Consider the following 18,312-nt stretch of genomic DNA (forward strand, 5'->3'; position numbering starts at 1 on the left):
TCGTGGAGTTTCATTAACCCTTCCCAGCGCGACGTCATTAATCAAGTGGGAACTTAAATCTAAACCTTTGGAGAGGGGAGGAAATGGTTTAGATGATCGACACATCCTTTGGGAGCTAGTTAAGTAAGGTGATTACTCTGCCGAACTTTGAAATGGTAACTAGACAGCTTCTGGTTTTAGGTCCTGAGGTTCAGGAGAAAATTTTCAATCTCAAGATCCTGGTCGTAGGTTGTGGGGCTTTAGGGAGTTCCATACTGGAACAGCTCGTTAGACTGGGGGCTGAAAACATTACCGTCATGGACGCTGACGTGGTGGAGATATCGAACCTCCACAGGACTCACCTCTTTAGGTACGAAGACGTTGGAAAACCGAAGGCGCTAGTTTGCTCCCAAAGGGCGATGGAGATAAACCCGGGGGCTAAGGTCAAACCAATACTCGATGTCCTTGACGAGACCAATGCGGAGGAAATGGTTAAGGGAGTGGACTTGGTTTTTGACGCTCTGGACAGCGTTAACTCCAGGTTAATCCTTAACGACGCATGTGTTAAGAACAGGATCCCATTAATATATGGAGGGGTTTCAGGGGAGTATGGATCGGCCATGTTGGTGAAGCCTGGGGAGACCCCTTGCCTATCGTGCTTTATGGAGCCTCAAGAGGGAACTGACGCTTGCGAGACTGTGGGTACCACCCCAATGACCGTGTCCTTAGTAGCTACGTCCCAGGTCCAGCTCATGCTTCGCCTTCTTAGGGGGGATTATGCTTCAGGCCTTTACTACATCGACGCAGGTTCACTTTCAATCGACCTGATAAAAATGGAAAGAAATCCATCTTGCCAGGCCTGTTCCCTGATGACGTATAAGTATCTCAAGGGTTTGGGGCACAGTTGTGGAATCGTAAGAGTAAAAGAAAATCCCCCTGAAGGCTCACCAGTACCCTACGTGAAGAGAGTGAACGACGGGCTGCTGATCTGCTATGAAAAATGTTTTAAGAAAATAGGAAGGTAGAACTTAGATGGAGAGAAAATTACTAGTTGCCATCCTTGTCCCACCTGCCGTCATAGTAGCCTACTCGCTCATTTATCACATAGATTTCGTGAACGTTATTAGGACCATGAGCCCAGTTCTCTTTTCAGCTTTTCTCGCTTCTTATTTCGGGCAACTTCTGATCCTGTCGATCAGAGACTCTAGAATAGCAAAGGTGTCCTACTTCACCGCTTTCAAGGCTAGGTTTCTAGGCAACGCTGTGGGTTTGATAATCCCAGGTTGGGTGGGACAGGACCTAGTGAGGGCTACTGTCTACGCCAAGAAAAATAGGGACCTAGTAAGCTCATTTGCCTACTCGCTGAACGAGGCCTTTTACGACGTAGTGATAGGATCAGCGATGTTTTTAGCTCTCATTGAAGTCAAGGCTTCACCAGTTGACCTCATTTACATACTAGTTACTCTGGGAAACATAGTCGGTTGGACCCTCGGTACAGGGTACGTTATTTTCACCTCCAAGAAAGTTGTGAAAGCCGAGGAGAGGATGGTGAACTTCCTCAAGATGCAGAGCTATTACGTCCTACTTCAGAGGGGCAAGGAGAGGGTTAGAGAGGCTACGACACCGGGCTCGTTTATTCTCAACAGCCTAATCACCATAGTAGGTTACCTTGTCCAGTCAGTAGCTTTCTTCTTCGTAGTGCCCAAGTTCCCCATTGACGTTTTAGTGAACATGACCTACTTCGCTGCCTCCCTAATTCCGATACCTGCAAGCTCCGGTTTCGCAGAGCTGGGGCTCTCCATATACTTCACCCCAAGCGTTGTGGTAGCCCTAAGGATCTTGGAGCTGATAGACTACTCTTTAGGTTTCCTTTTGATCAAGGAGATAGGCCTTGGTGAACTTAAAAAGCAAATAGAGGAAATAAGGTCTTATGGAAAACTTCCTGAGAGACCCGGTACCTGAAGAGGCCTCAAAGCAACTCTCTGCGATATACTCTGAGAGGCAAACCTGTCTGAAGGGCCCATTTGATCCTGACTTCCTCATATTCTCGTCATTAATTTCCAAGTATTTTAAGGGAGACATCGGTGTCAGCTTCAAGGAGCCGTGTCCGTTACGGGCCGAGAGGAGAGAGAACGGTAACTATCTCGTCTATAAGGACGCGGAGTATTACCTCGGGCCGTCCTCATTTTCCTCACTTCTTCCTCTCACCCTAGACGATCTAGTTCCAATCCTGTCAGGGATCTCCTCAGACCTCATCCTCAGGAGGAGGAAGTTAACGGAGTGGGAGAGGAAGGTTTTGAACAACGCTGAGAGACTCAACCTTAAGGTGGAGAAGTCCTTAAGGTTACCTGGCTACAACGAGGTACCCCTTTTCCTTTCAATTTATTATTCTCTCGACCCATTTATACCTGAGATATCTGGGAACAGGGAGAACTCGCTGAAATTGGTCAGGGAGATTGGCGGGAACGAGTTCACGAAGTTGGGGGACTTAGATGAAGCTCAGCTCAACTCGTTGATCTTCAGGTTGATTTCCTCTATCTCCAGGCTGAACCCAAAGGTCACTAGGGATGACTTGATTGAGGAGAGGTTCTTCTTTGGTAACTTCGATTTCCTCGAACTTGGCTTCCTCTCCATTTTCCTAATGGACCTTTACGGCTACCCTGGACTCTTCAGGTTAGCCAGTGAGCCTTCCTATCCGTCAGAGATGGTCGTGGTGTATAGGGAGACCCTAAGTAGAGGTCTAACCCTTAGTCTACAAGACTCCAAGGACTATTACCTTGTGGAGACATCGTTGCCTTCCCCTACTCTTCTTTACCTGATAGCTAAACAGTTGGGCAAGATCAAGGTGGAGAAGCCTGTGGTAGCGAAGGTCGGGGATAAGTTGATACCTTCAAGGTACTTCTCTAGGTGAGCCCATGCTTCAAAGGATAAGCGTATGGATTGATTCAAAATTTGGTGAAGAGATTGCAAATTCCATAAAGGTTGACAACATTAATATACCAACCGGAATGAGGATAGAAGTCCGCGGTAATAAGGAAGGAGTGGAAGTGGTCGCTGAGGTAGAGTATAGGGACCCTAAGTCCATCCTAACCCTTCGCAATACCGTGGATGAGATTCTGGAGCACATTGAAATGCTTATTAAAGTCCTCGGAGAGTAATTCGAAGTTGCAATGTTGAAAGTGCCTTTTTTAATATCATCTAAGTGAGGTTTAATAATTAAAAGAGTACAGATGTTTTACGTCAGTAGTAAATTCTTTACAGCAATTAGTCCATTTCATGTTTATAATTCGATAATCTGCATAGGCTGTCAAGAGGAATGGGAGCGAGTTCTACTTAGATTATAACCTTGCACTACCTAAGATAGAACTAGTATCTTCCATGAGATCTGCATAAACAAATAAATAATATTCGAATGATAGTTTCTTCTGCGATTCCATGATTATTAACAAATATCTGCCCATACCCAACCAGACAGACTCTGAGTTTTGGACAGTCGACAGGCTTAATCACATAAGGCAGCTCGCTTTTACGGGTAAGCCTTACCAAATATTCAAGAGCAGGCGTTCTAGCTTAAGGATTCTGGACAGGGTCGAGTTCAAGGTAGCTGAAACTAAGGTTACGGATTCGCCTGTTGGATCCACTAAGTTCCGCTTTTCTGGGATAGAAATGTCAGCTCCCCTTTACCTCGGGGACATGTCTTACGGTGCCTTGAGCGGGAACCCCAACATTTCCATAGCTGAGGCAGCCGAGATAACTGAAACCCTAGCTGGGACTGGGGAGGGTGGTCTTCACCCTGACGTGGCTAAACACAGGAGAATCTTCGTGCAGTGGGCATCTGCTAGGTTTGGGGTCGACGTTGACGTCCTTAACGCAGGGATGGGCGTTGTGATAAAGATAGGTCAGGGAGCGAAACCTGGGATAGGAGGTCATCTTCCAGGTAGCAAGGTAACGGAGCCCATATCCAAGACCAGGAGGATACCAGTGGGAATGGACGCCATTTCGCCCGCTCCACACCACGATATTTACTCCATTGAGGATCTAGGGCAGAGGATTGAGGCGCTCAAGGAACTTACAGGGAAACCCGTCTTCGTTAAGGTTGCAGCTACCAATTACATACCTTACGTGGTCTCCGGTATTGCTAGGATGAAGGCTGACGGTGTCATAATAGACGGTCACGGGGCTGGGACTGGGGCTACCCCCGCAGTGATAAGGGATAACGTGGGGATACCAATCGAGTTGGCTGTAGCCTCGGCTGATAGAGTGTTAAGGAGGGAGGGGATGAGGGAAGGCTTCACCATTATTGCAGCTGGAAGGGTAGCTGATGCAACTGACGCAGCTAAGTTGATCGCGTTGGGCGCTGACGTGGTAAGCGTAGGGACGGGAGCTTTGATCGCCATGGGCTGTGTGATGGTCCATAAGTGCCACATAGGTTCATGCCCCACCGCATTGACTAATAAGATAGACGGTACGAGGATCATGGACGTTGAATTCGGCACTAAGATGTTAGTGAACTACGTGAGAGGTTTCGCCCTTGAGCTTGCTAACATCCTGGATAACCTGAACGTGAGCTCCATAGAGGGGCTTAGAGGTAAACGGGATTTGCTCTACGGTTATGGGCTCTCCAGGGACGTGCTTGACATTCTAGGAATTAAGGGGGAGGTGGAGGAGCTGAACCCTAAGATAGGGGAGCTTTGGACTAAGAGGAGGAAGACAGCTCTTCACGACCTCATTAACAAGGGGGAGCCGTCTCTGACTAGTATGGGGAGCACTGCACCCCCTGACGTTGAGAAGCCTGCCAGGATAGTGGACTGGTTGAGGGTCGACGGCGCTCAAGTTACGAGACCCTCCATAGATCCCTACAGGGAGGACATCGACACGAGTTTCCTCCTCATGGGGGGCGAGGTTTACATCTCTTTACCTGTCATGTTCGATGTCACCAACGCACCTGAGGATTATCTGCTAGCCTTCTCCTGGGCCTCCCTTGCCCTGGGTACATTGGTCTTTTCACCTGAGTCCGTGAGTCCCTACGAGGAGGTTTACTTCTCAGCTGATGGGAAAGGTCTACTGACCTGGTCCACAAGGAAATCTCCGGGAACTTACTACGTACCCCAAGACTTAGACGAGATGGAGACCTTAGCCAACGAGGGGGAGGTGCCGGGTTTCGTCATAGATGAGGACGTAATGGGGGAGGATCTTGAAGTGTTGGTATCTGAAGCTGATGTACGCTTGAAGGAGGCTGGGGTTAGAAACAGGTACGACCTAGTTGCTAAGTCCTCCAAGTTGAGGGATTCAGCTGACGCTTTCAAGCTCGTTGCCTTGGGTGCAGACGCAGTAGTTATGCCATATAGCGTCCTGGAGATAGCCATAGGTGAAGGAAGCAAGGGAAACCTAAAGGAGAGGGCATTCAACCTCATCTCAGGAATGAAGAAGGAGATAGCTCTCCTAGCCGGGGCAGCTGGAATTTACAGCGTCCAATCCAGCCTTACTGGAAATAGAGAGCTACTAAGGGCCGTGAATCTCAATTCGTACATTGCCAGAAAAATAAGAGTGAGGCAGGCTGGTTCTCTATGATCTCGCCATCAGGATGCGGAGTATTTGGTGTACTAAGGAAACCTGGATCCCAGAAGATAGACGGAAATATGGTGATCAAGGCAATTGACGCTGTGAGTTACAGGGGGAGCGATAAGGGGGCAGGCTACGCGGTCTTTGACAGGGAAGAGGGAAACGTCTATCACATCAAGGCCTTCACGGATGACCCCTCAAAGACCAAGAGGTACATTGAAGAGCAGGGCCTTCAAATTCTCCAGGAAGAGATGGAGGGTGAAATAGACGGAGTGTGTAGTTGTAACTACAAGGTCTCTATAGCTAACATAGCGCAGCTCAGAAAGGCAGTGAGGAACTTTAACGATATGATGTGGTCTGAAAAGAGGGGGAGAATTTACAGCATGGGCAGGTCTCTTAACGTGTTCAAGGGGGTAGGGTACCCTAAGGATATAGCAAAGGTCTACAACGTGGAAAAGTACTCAGGAGACATGTGGCTGGCCCACACAAGGCAGCCCACCAATTCCCCAGGGCACTACCCGTACTGGTCTCACCCATTCTCATCATTCGACGTAGCTATAGTTCACAACGGAGACGTTAGCTCCTTTGGGGCAAACCTGGAGTTCTTACAGTCTAGGGGGTGGGGCGGTTTCGTTGGGACAGACAGTGAGGTTATGGCGTTCCTGTTTGAGGAGCTTCTGAGCGAAGGGCTTACAGTTGAGGAGGCATCTAAGATTCTCGTCAACCCGTCAAGGAGGAACGGCGTCATCTCAACGCATCATGATTACCTTTACAGAAACGCTAGGCTGGACGGGCCCTTCACCGCAATAATAGGGTATGACTCTGGGGACGACCTGTATCTAATAGGTATAGCTGATAGATCCAAGTTTAGGCCGGTTTTGATAGGGGAGGACGACAATTACTATTTCATTGCCAGTGAGGAAAGTCAGATTAGATTGGTTAGTCCAAAGGCAAAGGTATGGACTTTGAGTCCTGGATCTTACTTCATTGCTTCAATGAAGAGAGGGATAGTGAGTTACGGGAGGACCACTGAGGAGATGGAAAGTTTCTCCTCTCCGCCTATCTTTTACGTAAAGGAATTTGACGTCGATGCTAGCAAAGTGGGGTATAAGGATCTGGACCAGCATATATTGGGGACAGGTAAGAGGGAAGTTAAGGTAGTTAACGTAATGGGTCATAGGTTTGTTGGGATTAGGTTTCCAAAGGGTGGCCTCAAGGTAAGGCTTTATGGAGTAGTTGGTAACTCCATGGCTAATCTAAATGAAAATAACGAGTTCTACGTTTATGGAAACGTAGCAGACGACTGTTGCGATACCATGCATGGCGGTAAGGTAGTTATCACTGGTGATGCTAGAGACGTCCTAGCGCAAACTTTTCAAGGGGGCAAAATCTTCGTTGGGGGGAACGCAGGTAACAGAGTTGGAATACAGATGAGAGAGTATGCTAATAAAAGGCCTTATCTAGTAATAGGAGGAAGGGTAGACGATTACTTGGGCGAATATATGGCAGGCGGAGCAATAGTTGTTCTAGGTTTAAGGAGCAAGGGGGATAAGACAGGGAACTATGTGGGAACAGGGATGGTAGGGGGGAGAATCTACGTGAGAGGAAGATTGGACCCTGGCCGAATAGGAATGCAACCAAATAGGTTAGAAGTGAGGAGGCTACTTAGGGCACTGGAGCTGGGTGGGTACATTAAGGACATAAACAACGACACCTCCTACTTGGAGTTGATGAACAAACTTGAAGGCGAATCGAGGAAGTACGCGAAGAGACTATTCGAGGAAAAAGTTGGTATTCCGACTTATGAATATAGGGAATTGACCGAAGAGGAAATAAAGGAGTTTGAGCCCATATTCGACGAGTACGATAGAGACCTGGGGGTTAAGGCGAAGGAAACTTTAGGGGAGAAGTTCACGGTAATAAAGCCTTTGAAAGGTTAGTGCTGAGTAGAAATTTATTTTAGTTAAAGTTGTACATTGATGTCCTTATTTATGTCAGCTTGGATAACTCGTGCCAGGCTTAACCTTGGGCGATGCAGATTTTTTAATAAGTAACTGATCTAAACGGCGGTATCTCCTAAATACCTTTATTGAGTCCTAGATGTAGGGTAAAGTTTATCATTGATAAAAAGACAAATGTATTTAAAATCAATTTGAATCATTCCGAACTACAGGATGCTGTATTTAAACTTATATGAAGTTGTAGCCAATAGTGTCACAAAAGAGGAAATCCTCGTCCTCTAGGACGAGGAGGAAGTAGGAGATGCGCAAAGTCGCTCTACCTAAGTCTCCTAATGGTTATTTCAGCGTGATCTCCAACTACATCTCCTTTAAAGAGATATCTTGGAGCGTTCTTCAAGAGCTGATGTGTACATAGAATCCTATCTGGATCTGTCGTCAAAGAGAGAACATCACCTGGCTTCATTGATACTAAGACCTTTGATATCTCAACCATAAACTCGTCGCAAGACTTTCCTCTTAAGTCTAAAGAGAATGTTTGTGGCATACCTGCTAATGAGATTTAGAAGTTTTAAGTCTTTGCCAAGAATTTAAATGATAAATTTGTTTATTCTCTTCATTACAAGTTAAAAACAAGTTTCAATTTGTTTTGATTTCATGGTGATGCAAAAAGTATTAAGTTTTCTAAATTTTATTATATTTAATATCAATTTTGAATCGTTTAGTTTAACAGAAGTCAAGGAAGCTACTTTCTAAAAAAATAAATAATCCGAGTGACCTGGCCTCTACAGTCCACGAAGCTACGTAGATTTACAGGGACGCTATAGCTATGTATAAGTTATGGTCGGATGACCCTAAACGGAGCAGACACTCGTGAATACGCAAGATCTCTCAAGATATTGTCAACGAGATTTAGATATCTCTTTCGTATTTCCCCGCAGTTAGGATAATGGGCAGAGCAGTGGTGAGGGCTGATGTAAGACCTTTAAACAGCGCTTTCCAGATTGTCAACTAATCCAGTAATGCCCACTACCGTATCGCATCTGGTATAGTCTAGCCTGAAGATTTCTGTTGTACAAAATGCAGTTACGAGAAATTGTCACGAAATCCCAATCATGGAATGGGAGGGATTTTCAAGCCTCTTCACCGTTGCTCAAATGAGAGATGTAATCCCAAATCGAGGGAGAACCCTCACTAGGCGGGGGAGGAAGTCAGATACTAGTAGTCTAAAACCTCGTCCAACAGTCTCTTGTACCCTTTAACGAGGAATGGGATTATCCCTTCTAACTACTTTACACGTCAAAGGGATAGAGGGAGATAAACATAAATATGCAATTTCTCAAAACCATAATTGCGGCCGTAGTCTAGCCTGGATTAGGACGCTGGCCTTCCAAGCCAGAAGTCCCGGGTTCAAATCCCGGCGGTCGCATGCGGGGGATACCCCCGCACCCCCACTGCTATTCTTCAGTTTTAAGTATGATTCGACTACGTCGACTAAGGGACCGACGTAAGTTTCCTTTACGTCACCGCCCACATTCTCTAGCTTATAGACGTAATACTTCCCTTTGATCTGACGTATAATGTAGTCGCCATATTTATAACGCGTCTTCTCTCTCGTCATTTTTACGCCCCATATTACGGTTACCAAAACGCGTTTATAAGCACTGGTAACACGTAAAAAGTTACGGGGTCTCGCGTTGATTTGAAAGTAGGCGGTAAAAGTTCCTCGCTAGAGACAGAAATACTAGTAACTCGCGGTACACTGGGGAGTATACTCTAGACACGACGACAGTACCTACGCGGTATTACTCTGCTAAGAGTAAACCGGGGAGTAAACTCCGAGCGGAGGGACGAAAAAACTGGCCCTAAGTGTAGGCCAGGGTCACACGTGTTGTACCTACGCGATGGGACTGACGTACTCCTCTAGACCGTTCTACCGTCGCTCTCTCACACGCGTCAATGTCGTCGCCCACGCACGAGAATATACCTACTAGCCTGGCCAAGTCGTCGTTCCTTATCCTCAGCCTGTGTATTGCCGACGTCTTCACGGGTACCATCTTCATCTCTCTCGATATTTCCTCATGGCCTCTAACATACTGTCCCTCACCTTTTTGCACTCCTCCTCCGTCGCCTGACACGGCATTCGCCTTACCGCGTCCTCGGTCAGACCCTCGAAAAAAGTCCTTATCAGTGAGTACTTCGCCGTTCTGCGTCTTTATCCTAATGACGTCGTTACCGCCGTTACCTCTGTCGTTGTCCTCAGTATCACCACCGCCAGTCTCGCCCTCGACGTAGTCTAGTATACCGCGACCTAGCTTTGTCAGCGACCACACGAACGCCTTGCCCGGCTTATCGCTATCGAGTAGGCCCTTCCGTTCTAAGCCCCTCAAGACCTTGAGTACGTAGTCCTTCTTGTGTTCTCTCGCTAACGTCATTACGTCGTCGGTCTTGGGCGGGTCCGCCTCGCCCCTGTCCATTTTCGCCCTCTCCGCGTCCCTAACGTAGCGCAAGTACTCAACGTCCCTCTCTGTGAGCCCCAACGCGTCGAACAGTACCTCGTTGTAGAACTCGGACATTACTTCGTTATAGTCGCTAATGTCGGCCACGGCCTTGAGCTTTAACGCACTGTGGACCCTCACAAGTACCATAATCTGCGAGGAAGCCCTCGTTACTACGCCGTAGTCGCCCAAGACGTTGTACTTCTCCCTCGCGGACTGTTTTATCGCGTTGTTTACCTCTTCGCTTAGCCTGACCTGTTTCGGCATCCTAGAGAGGAAACACGCGATTACCGCCTTGACCTCAAACGGGTACTCGAGGTCGCCTTCTCTCTCGCCCATTTTGCCCACGGCTTCGCCGATATCTACCGTCTTCGTGTTGACGTAGGCCTTGAAGAACCTGTTCTCTATCTGCGCCTTCACTGCGTTAGTGACGTCTATCACCGACGTCGTTATGAACACTGGCTTGTACTTGACCTTAACGACGCGGGTAGTCAGTTGGCCGTCTTCGCCTTTCTCGACCGTCCCCGTCATTACTTGGCCCTCGGTCATGAGCTCGCGCATGTAGTTAATGTCCTGGCCGTCTATCTGCTCTATGAATATGATAGGCGGGTAGTACTCGGTGTTGTAGCCGAGGAAGTTCTGGCTCAGCCTAGAGAACGGGGCTACTACGTCGTCTGGGAACTGGAAGAGTATACTCTTGACGGCGGTAGATTTACCTGCACCGGTCCCTCCGATTAGCATTAAGTGAAGCCCGGTCATGCCGTATACCGGCTTGAGGAACGCCGAGAACGCCGAGTATACCGTCAACTCCCTCTGCTTCCCGTAGCCGTGTACGTACTTTTCCGAGTTGCGTAGCATGAAGCCGATAATGTCCTTCTCCGCCTCTCTGTACAGGTCGGGGAAATGAGACATGACGTACTCGCACACTGGCGTCTCTTCTCCGGCGTATCCCTCTTTGACCGCCTTTACCGCTTCCAACACTGCCTTCTTTGACGGGTGACTGTCCGTCTGCTTAGCGATTAGGCCCGCTATCTTATCACAATTACCGTCGCACTTGTATTCCTTGTCCTTATACTTAATTGTTATATTGTACTTAGGCACCTCAGTGACGTAAAATGCTACGTCGCGGTCTTCGCTACGGAACTCGGTCCTTAGCGTAGGCACGTAACTGACGACCGAACCGCACACTTCGACGGTAGTCCCGACTTTCTCGTCGTTAACGTTTATGCACTTGACGTTCTCGTTATTGTCCTTGGCATTAGCGTTACCATTAACGCCCTCGCTCTTCTCGGATTTCTCGCTTTCCAGGTTGTCTTTATTCAACGTTTTGTCCCGGAGGGGTACCGTAGGACCCGTAGAACCCGTAGATTTTCGCTTTTGTTGCGCGATAAAGTTGCTATTCTTCGGGTACTGACCCCCCGTTGAACCCGTAGATTTTCCACTTTTTTCTGGAAAAACGCGATTTTCTACGGGTTCTACGGCTTCTACGGTACCCTTTTGGGACAAACGTTCAAAATCTTTCGCTTTCTGTTCAACTTTTTGTGTTCTGTTACCGTCGTTATCCCCCTTCTGTTGGCCTCCACGCGTTCCCGCTCTCTCCGCGTCTTCTGCGTCGCCTCCCTTACGCGCCTTATGCCCCGCGACGTCTATTACTGCGAGTCCGTCACTGCGCTTAACTACTACGTTACCGGGCCTACACGCTTTGACGTCTTCCTCTTTCACGTTGAGGTACACGAGGTAGTCGCGTAAGTCCTTAGCGTCGTAGGTCTTCCCCTCTTTCGCGTCGTAGAACTCGCCAGATATTGGCCTTATCCTCACGCGGTAGCTATACTTAGTCTTCTCTGGCCCAGACAAGACGCGGAAGGTAGCGTAGTCCCTAGCGTAGACGTACTTGACTTCATTCGCGTTAGCCTTATTACCTCTGTCGCGCTTAGAGTTATTTGACCTGTCCACCACTCCCTTTCACCTCTTTTTTACTCGTCATCGGCTACCGCGTTGACTACTACGTCGACCTTCTTCACTCCCTTTAGCCTGTCGCTGTTCTTCACTGGGACCATTATCGCGGGCCTGCCTTTAGTGTGGGTCACCTCGACGCCCCACACGCTCAACGTCTTACCGTCTGGTAGTACTAGGGTCACGTTTAGCGTCTTACCTACTAACTCCTTTACTACGCGCCACGGTAGTGCTACCCCGTAGTACTCCTTCCCCTTGTGGCTAGAGTGCAAAAAAACCGAACGGTTAGGTATCTTGTATAGGACTTTTTGTTCAGTTGTTTTTGTGCTCATCGATTAAGAAATGCGTAAGCTTATATACTCCGCAAGGGGACCCTTTTTATTTTTTTCTGTCCCGCGCCCCTCTTTTCCCTTCACCGGCGCCTTGGCGTGGGTGACGTAATAAGCGCGCACGTGTCTACTGGGGAGTGGAAGGGCGAGTAGGCGACAGACGTGTAACCCGCAGAGAAAGGCGAGGGGTCAGTACGCGTAGCGAGTAGCGCGGGGTGAAGAGTAGTAGCGCGACAGACCGGGCGGGGTAAAGACAGAGAGAAAGAGAGTAGCGCGCGGGGAGCGGGAAAGAGAGACAGAAAGAAAGAGAGAGCGGGGTCTGGGGTCTGGACTTGAACCCCAGAAATAGGACTTGTGACCTGAACCCGTGGCCCGAGTTTTTTGGCTTTTTGTTTTTTGGCGGGTTTTTTGGCAGTTTGGCAGTTTGGGGGGCGGGGGCTGAAGACGTAAGCAAATATATGCAATCGTACGCAATGTCGTAGCAATACCGTAGCAAATCTATGCAATAGACAGCAGACCTATGCAAATCTTCGCATAAAAAATGCCATTTTATGCCTTTCGTAGGTATTAGATACTTTTCGTGGGCATTAAAAGCAAAATAAAAGCTTACTATATTCTTTAATGAGATAGTATGAGCTCGGAAGGTATTGAAAGGCAAAAGAAGGCAAAGAAGGCCAAAGACGGGACTATAGCTTTAGCACTGCCACAGTACGCTGTAGGTATTAAGGGGAGGGTTGAGACTACGGCGCTACAGGTACTGAGGGAACGCGAGTTCGCGACAGAGAAGGAACTACTACTCGAGATCTTGACGAGGGACGAAAAGGCGCAGGAGTACTACATGCAGAAGAAGGACTTACGCTATTTCAGGGCCGTACTGTGGAAGATGGCGAAGAAGGGGGTAGTAAAGAAGGTCAAGATGGTAGGCAACGATAAGGTCAAGTTCTACTGCCTACCAGAGACGTTACAGAAGTACAAGGACTACGTCGTTAAGCACTGACAGTGACCCACGCGCGTAAAAAGGCATTTTGTTTCATTTTACTTCATTTTGTTCCATTTTGCGCCACTGTCTACTCCCCGGTGTACTGTGGTCGCGTCTACGTCTACCAACCCCTCGCCCTTGAGCCACTCCGCGTACTTCTTGTACCACTCCTTCGCTATGCCGAAGAGCGAGATATAGTGTTGCGTTAACACGCGCGTAGGTTTCCTACCCTGTATGAAGTCTATGACGTCAAACGGTATACCTAGCATGGCCATCTGCGTCGAAACGAACTTCCTGAAGTACTTTATGGCGACTGCGTCCTTACGTCTCTCAAAGTCGTGTATAGCGTAACGCGAGATATCTATTTTCGTTAACGGCGTGACGTGGAAGACGTAGAAGACGCCCTTATATCCACGGGTCCATGAGAGAGGGTAGTAACAGACGCCGTTTTCGCATATATCGCGTTCAGGCTCACTTGACGCTTTCAACAGTTCGCTAAGCCTCGCCCCGCTCTCTAGGGCGGTCTTATAGACATAATAGACGTTATCGCTATACTCCTTCGCTAATGAGAGCGTTCTCTTTATCTCTTCTAGAGTTGGCACATACAAATCGGGGTTTGTACGTTTTATCTTAACAACGCTTAATATCTTATCTCTGAAGTCCTCGCTGATGACGCCCTGCTCAGCCAAGAACTTAGCGAACAGCCTTATAGCCTTCCTGTCGTTATTACTATCAGAGTATGATAATAACCCCGATACGTAGCTCTTCGCCGTGGCCTCTGATATTTTGCGTCTGTCCAGAAGCCACCCGTAAAATGCCTTCACGTTACCGTCTGACGCGTACTGGCGTAAATTGGTAACTAACGCTACTTTACGCCTCTCAAAAACGTCTTCCTGCGCCTTCCAAGCCAGAAGTCCCGGGTTCAAATCCCGGCGGTCGCATCAAGGTTTTCCATTTTTACCTTACAGAGCGAGGAAAGCCCCGCAATGGCGGGGATGGTGTTTTTTAAACACGTCTTTTTTATATTTATAAGCAGAAGGGCTAAAAAAGTAGCATCACAGTGACATCAACGGCGCTTTAAACATAATGAAACAGGGAATAAAGAAAGTTTTTAATGAATTGGGGAGCCTCTCTCTTTTCTTGTGACTTCTAAAGGATTAACCCCACAAAGGGTAACACCTCAGACCTCGGCAAAACCCTCACCCTTTAGGACAGGGAGGACGTCAGTTAATGGTCTGGGGTGCATATCTGGTCTCCTTTAATCGTTGCATTAATACCTATGGTCTGCATCCAAGACGTTACGTATCTTCCATATTTTGGTTCAATACCCAGGTCAGCTAGCGCGACGCACCCCTCTTCGTTAAGCTTTACTACCATAACGTCCTTTAGGCCCTCCAGTAGTTGGAACAGCGCCCCTATGGACTGAGCGTCCACAATCATTTGGTCCACGTCGTTCAATACGCTGATAATGGAATATACCCTTCTTAGCTTTTCGCAGGTTGGGGAATCATTTTTGAATGAGCTGTAAGTTTCACTCAAAATTTTTATGTATTCTTTTGCCTCAGGCAGTCCTGTCTTTTCTACCAACTCCTTCTTGTTCGAGACGTATTCCAAGTACTCAGCTATAGCCTTAAATGTGTCATTACTAACGTTAATTATCTCCTCTATTTTGTCCATTGAAAACGATTCAATCATAATCTCATTGATTTTCCTCGAGAGCCGTTGCTTACTTTCTGGGGAATACGCGAAGCTTAGCTCTCTGACTAAATCAGCCTGCATGGAAAGGCACTCCTCAGCTTTCTCTATTACAGCTTTATCCTCAAGGAAGAGAGAGATTTTACCTAGGGATTTGAAGTCCGTAACGAAGAGCCTATTGTACTTTCCACCTATGGTCTTCTCAAGACCCTCAATGGTCTTGTTAATCCTGTTTACTGTTAAGTAAGTATTCCTATCAATGCTCGATACTATCTTAATTATAGAGTTCACATCAGTTTCGTTTAACCTAAGCCTCGATGGTATCTGTATCTCTTCAATGTTGAGGCCCAAATTTTTTATCTTCTCTGCGATTTGGTTATAATCTATTATTATCTTGAAAATTGAATCATTTAGCATTTTATCTATTTCCTCAGATGTTTTCCTAAAATCTTCCAGCATGGACGTTATGCATTTACTGTCGTTGCAGGAGTTGATCTTACTTATGCTGTCCTTAAGCTTCGATTCAATCTCTGATAGTGCTGAAATTAAATCTACTGGGAGGTCTGGGGATCCGCCCTTGATGTTGTTGACCAATACAATTTTTTGCTCAATTTCCCCAATTATTTGGTTTTTCTCTTTAAGTAAAGTCGATTTAGCTTGAGTTTTCTCCCTCAGTGCATTTATAGCAACTGGTAGGCCGTTAACTAGGCCCCCTATGATTGTCCCCACTATTGTTAATGTGGAAGTGAAGGGGAGAGTAAACATGAAGGATATGGAAGGATATAGAGGGATCAACCCCAACACGCTTAAGGCGCTCCGTCTGGTAAATACTACGCTGGATATTATAAAGAGAATAAATCCCAAGACTACAGGCACTATTAAATCAGGTTGAGAGAGCACTTTTGCTAGATTGTTGAGGACGTACGTGATAATGATGTATAAAACGGCCAGTGATGAGAGTATGTTGAACTTTAGATCTCTTCCTTTCTCTGCAACGCCGATCCCTACTAATGATGGAGAAAAAAGTAAACTCAATGAGGATTCAGCAGTGATGAACCCTTGGAGGGAACCACCCTTCACTTGGATTAGGACTGGTAAGATGAAAAGGAAGACGAGCATTATGACGAAGTTCTCCATATTGACCAAGGATACGGCAGAACCATTCAGGAGTAATGAGGAAAAGTTGAAGGAAACGATGTAAATGAGGGTTATTGCGGGTGCTAATATGTAAGGTAAAAGGGCAGTCAACACAATGATAATTCCCTCACCGAAGGCTAGGTAGTCAGTGATTTTCAGTTGAGTTGCTATAAAATAAAACAGGACTGAGTTCAGCACTGTTATTCCAATCCTTTCCACGATATCGTTAAAAGTGACCGTGCTTAGGCCTAAGATCCTTAACATCGTACTTTCTTGTGATTTATGGAGGAGGTGATATATAAATTACATTGGATATTACAAGATTTTCTAAATTGATATGAAGAGTATTATGGTAATTTTCAAACTAAGATAGTGGTTTGGTCTATTTCATAATTGGACTCAGAAATGGGTAGATTCTCCTTGATAATAGAACGGCAAACTTCGCCATGGCGGGGTGAGGTTTTTAAAACTCCCTCTCCTCACCTTCTTTTGTGACACTCCCATCTGGTCAACTCCTCTACGAGGAGGGGGAGCTGATCTCTCCCGCAATACCGGAACGTTTGCACCGTAACTGTTAGACTTTTCCCGAATGGAGCACAACAGAAAAAGATGAGGAAGTTAGCAGACGCCTCATCTAGACTGTACAACGAGGTAAACTACGAAAGACAACAGTCCTTCCAACAGAAGGGAGTAGACTTCAAGGGTACATGGGAAAAGTACTATGACAAGTACAAGAAGGTGCTTGGGGTTAACGCACAGGCTGTCCTCCAGAAGAACAACGAGGCTTGGTCGTCTTTCCTCTCCTTAAGGAACAGAGACGGACTACCATCCTTCGCAGACCACGTATCTCCGCCTGGCTACTGGAAAGAGGACAGGATTCCTCTGGAAGAAGTAGTCCGCTTTACGGTAGAGCCACGTAAAGGAGAACAGTAACGTCGTCTACTGTCACCGTAGCTAGCATCTTGATACCTATGTCAATTGAGGTTACCTTGTCTGCTTTAGGTGTTGTCATCTGTACCTTGTCCCTCTCACCGTCTACGATTAGGGGGTTTTTCATAGGCTTACCAGACCTCTTTGCTGTGACCTTACCTACGTCGATAGGGATGTGGGCGTGGGACTTGTCGTCTTTGCGTACCTCTAGCCTACCGTGAGTGCTAGACTACCTAAGTCTACCAGAGAAGGGTACCTCCATCTCCCAGTCCTTGAGGACGAGGACGTGCCTTTCCTCGTCTACTTCGTAGCTGTCTTGCCTAACTACGAGGTTAACTTCCTAAGGTCGCAGGACTAGACAGGTTAAAGGCCGAGTCTGAGAAGTTACAAGATTTTGACGCGAGGGAAGAACTCCTGAAGGAGAGGGAGAGGGTCTTTAAGAGACTATACCGTATACTTCTCCACCACTACAGGACTTTATCCTCCCACCTATCTAAGTTACTCTGACAGTTAGGGGTCTCAACAACCTACCTTGGTTACCCTCACTCCATCTCTCAAGACTGACATCTAAAAAATGACCCTTTTTGACAGACGTTCCTTCCCAAAGATATAAAAATAACTACTAAGTAAGTATTGTTATGAGTTCTCCTATATCTTTCAAGAAGTTCGAACTACCACCTCTACCCTACAAAGTAGATGGGCTGGAACCATACATTAGCAAGGATATAGTGGATGTACACTATAACGGTCACCATAAGGGATACGTCAACGGAGCAAACCAGTTCATGGAGAGGTTTACAAAGGTCATAAAAGGGGAACTGCAGTCAGGTCAATATGACGTGCAGGGACTGATGAGAGGGATAGTCTTTAACGTGAACGGGCATAAACTTCACGCCCTCTACTGGGACAATATGGCCCCAGCAGGTAAAGGAGGAGGGCAACCAGGAGGTGCCCTGGCGGATCTCATTGTTGAGCAATATGGCAGTTATGACAGGTTTAAGCAGGTATTCATTGAGACAGCCAACTCGCTACCAGGGACTGGATGGACTGTACTCTATTACGATACTGAGAATGGGAACTTAGAAATAATGACCTTTGAGAACCACTTCATGAACCACATCGCGGAGCTACCAATCCTGCTAATTCTAGACGAGTTCGAACACGCCTACTATCTTCAGTACAAGAACAAGAGGGCAGACTACGTCAATAACTGGTGGAACGTCGTCAACTGGGATTACGCTGAGAAGAAGTTGCAGAAGTTCCTAAAGTAAAAAGCCAAACTAATTTATTTT

General features: G+C 47.0%; 16 protein-coding genes, 2 tRNA genes and 1 pseudogene. 12 read left to right on the forward strand and 7 right to left on the reverse strand.

From position 1 onward, the window contains the following. Positions 1–152 precede the first annotated feature (152 nt). From GWK48_RS02870 to GWK48_RS02895, 6 genes are all read left to right on the forward strand, one after another. Positions 153–1,004, forward strand: a complete 852-nt coding sequence (locus tag GWK48_RS02870) for a HesA/MoeB/ThiF family protein (RefSeq protein WP_174629411.1) — start codon at positions 153–155, stop codon at positions 1,002–1,004. 7 nt (positions 1,005–1,011) lie between these two features. Beyond that, positions 1,012–1,941: a lysylphosphatidylglycerol synthase transmembrane domain-containing protein gene (locus GWK48_RS02875; RefSeq protein WP_174629420.1), complete on the forward strand. Its 930-nt coding sequence runs from the start codon at positions 1,012–1,014 to the stop codon at positions 1,939–1,941. Continuing rightward, a complete protein-coding gene (locus GWK48_RS02880; protein WP_174629422.1) occupies positions 1,910–2,890 on the forward strand; it encodes an SSO0295 family DNA-binding domain-containing protein in 981 nt (326 codons plus the stop codon). The genes GWK48_RS02875 and GWK48_RS02880 overlap by 32 nt, the downstream gene beginning before the upstream one ends. 4 nt (positions 2,891–2,894) lie before the next feature. After that, entirely contained in the window at positions 2,895–3,137 is a 243-nt protein-coding gene (locus GWK48_RS02885) for a KEOPS complex subunit Pcc1 (protein ID WP_174629424.1), read from the forward strand. A 277-nt stretch (positions 3,138–3,414) separates the two neighbouring features. Next, positions 3,415–5,550, forward strand: coding sequence for a glutamate synthase-related protein (locus GWK48_RS02890; protein WP_174629427.1), 2,136 nt, complete (start codon positions 3,415–3,417; stop codon positions 5,548–5,550). After that, the gene (locus GWK48_RS02895; RefSeq protein WP_174629429.1) at positions 5,547–7,481 is read left to right on the forward strand and encodes a class II glutamine amidotransferase; all 1,935 of its coding nucleotides are present in this window, start codon (positions 5,547–5,549) and stop codon (positions 7,479–7,481) included. Before GWK48_RS02890 ends, GWK48_RS02895 begins: the two co-directional genes overlap by 4 nt. 337 nt (positions 7,482–7,818) lie before the next feature. Here the strand turns inward: GWK48_RS02895 and GWK48_RS02900 are convergent, their stop codons facing one another. Further along, on the reverse strand, positions 7,819–8,046 hold the full coding sequence (locus GWK48_RS02900) for a sulfurtransferase TusA family protein (RefSeq protein ID WP_174629431.1): 228 nt from the start codon (positions 8,044–8,046) through the stop codon (positions 7,819–7,821). Positions 8,047–8,852: 806 nt separating this feature from the next. Between GWK48_RS02900 and GWK48_RS02905 the strand changes: the two genes are divergently transcribed. Then, positions 8,853–8,928: transfer RNA gene (locus GWK48_RS02905), tRNA-Gly, on the forward strand. 33 nt (positions 8,929–8,961) lie between these two features. Here GWK48_RS02905 and GWK48_RS02910 read toward each other — a convergent pair. The 3 genes and pseudogenes from GWK48_RS02910 to GWK48_RS02920 all read right to left on the reverse strand — a co-directional run. After that, positions 8,962–9,120, reverse strand: a pseudogene (locus GWK48_RS02910) (putative integrase); the annotation flags it as partial. 244 nt (positions 9,121–9,364) lie between these two features. Next, complete coding sequence (locus GWK48_RS02915; protein ID WP_217451759.1) at positions 9,365–11,950, reverse strand: hypothetical protein; 2,586 nt, start codon at positions 11,948–11,950, stop codon at positions 9,365–9,367. Positions 11,951–11,970: 20 nt separating this feature from the next. Beyond that, positions 11,971–12,282: a hypothetical protein gene (locus tag GWK48_RS02920; RefSeq protein ID WP_174629435.1), complete on the reverse strand. Its 312-nt coding sequence runs from the start codon at positions 12,280–12,282 to the stop codon at positions 11,971–11,973. A gap of 628 nt (positions 12,283–12,910) precedes the next feature. Here GWK48_RS02920 and GWK48_RS02925 point away from each other — a divergent pair. Then, on the forward strand, positions 12,911–13,276 hold the full coding sequence (locus GWK48_RS02925) for a hypothetical protein (RefSeq protein ID WP_174629437.1): 366 nt from the start codon (positions 12,911–12,913) through the stop codon (positions 13,274–13,276). Between the two features lie 38 nt (positions 13,277–13,314). Here the strand turns inward: GWK48_RS02925 and GWK48_RS02930 are convergent, their stop codons facing one another. Beyond that, positions 13,315–13,860: an integrase gene (locus GWK48_RS02930; protein WP_281359998.1), complete on the reverse strand. Its 546-nt coding sequence runs from the start codon at positions 13,858–13,860 to the stop codon at positions 13,315–13,317. 235 nt (positions 13,861–14,095) lie between these two features. On the opposite strand from GWK48_RS02930, the gene GWK48_RS02935 reads away from it, so the two are divergent. Then, a tRNA-Gly gene (locus GWK48_RS02935) sits at positions 14,096–14,199 on the forward strand. A 286-nt stretch (positions 14,200–14,485) separates the two neighbouring features. Here the strand turns inward: GWK48_RS02935 and GWK48_RS02940 are convergent. Continuing rightward, a complete protein-coding gene (locus tag GWK48_RS02940) occupies positions 14,486–16,354 on the reverse strand; it encodes a hypothetical protein (RefSeq protein ID WP_174629440.1) in 1,869 nt (622 codons plus the stop codon). Between the two features lie 345 nt (positions 16,355–16,699). Here GWK48_RS02940 and GWK48_RS11355 point away from each other — a divergent pair, with 345 nt between their 5' ends. Next, a complete protein-coding gene (locus GWK48_RS11355) occupies positions 16,700–17,023 on the forward strand; it encodes a hypothetical protein (protein WP_217451763.1) in 324 nt (107 codons plus the stop codon). Here the strand turns inward: GWK48_RS11355 and GWK48_RS02950 are convergent. After that, positions 16,992–17,147 (reverse strand): hypothetical protein, encoded by a 156-nt coding sequence (locus tag GWK48_RS02950; RefSeq protein ID WP_174629442.1) that lies wholly within the window; start codon positions 17,145–17,147, stop codon positions 16,992–16,994. The two genes, GWK48_RS11355 and GWK48_RS02950, sit on opposite strands and share 32 nt — an antisense overlap. Before the next feature lie 90 nt (positions 17,148–17,237). On the opposite strand from GWK48_RS02950, the gene GWK48_RS02955 reads away from it, so the two are divergent. Together GWK48_RS02955 and GWK48_RS02960 are read left to right on the forward strand one after the other, a co-directional pair. Further along, the gene (locus GWK48_RS02955) at positions 17,238–17,378 is read left to right on the forward strand and encodes a hypothetical protein (RefSeq protein ID WP_174629444.1); all 141 of its coding nucleotides are present in this window, start codon (positions 17,238–17,240) and stop codon (positions 17,376–17,378) included. A 280-nt stretch (positions 17,379–17,658) separates the two neighbouring features. Further along, a complete protein-coding gene (locus GWK48_RS02960) occupies positions 17,659–18,291 on the forward strand; it encodes a superoxide dismutase (protein WP_174629445.1) in 633 nt (210 codons plus the stop codon). Positions 18,292–18,312: the final 21 nt, after the last annotated feature.

Origin of the sequence: Metallosphaera tengchongensis, assembly GCF_013343295.1 — an archaeon.
GTDB classification, from domain to species: domain Archaea; phylum Thermoproteota; class Thermoprotei_A; order Sulfolobales; family Sulfolobaceae; genus Metallosphaera; species Metallosphaera tengchongensis.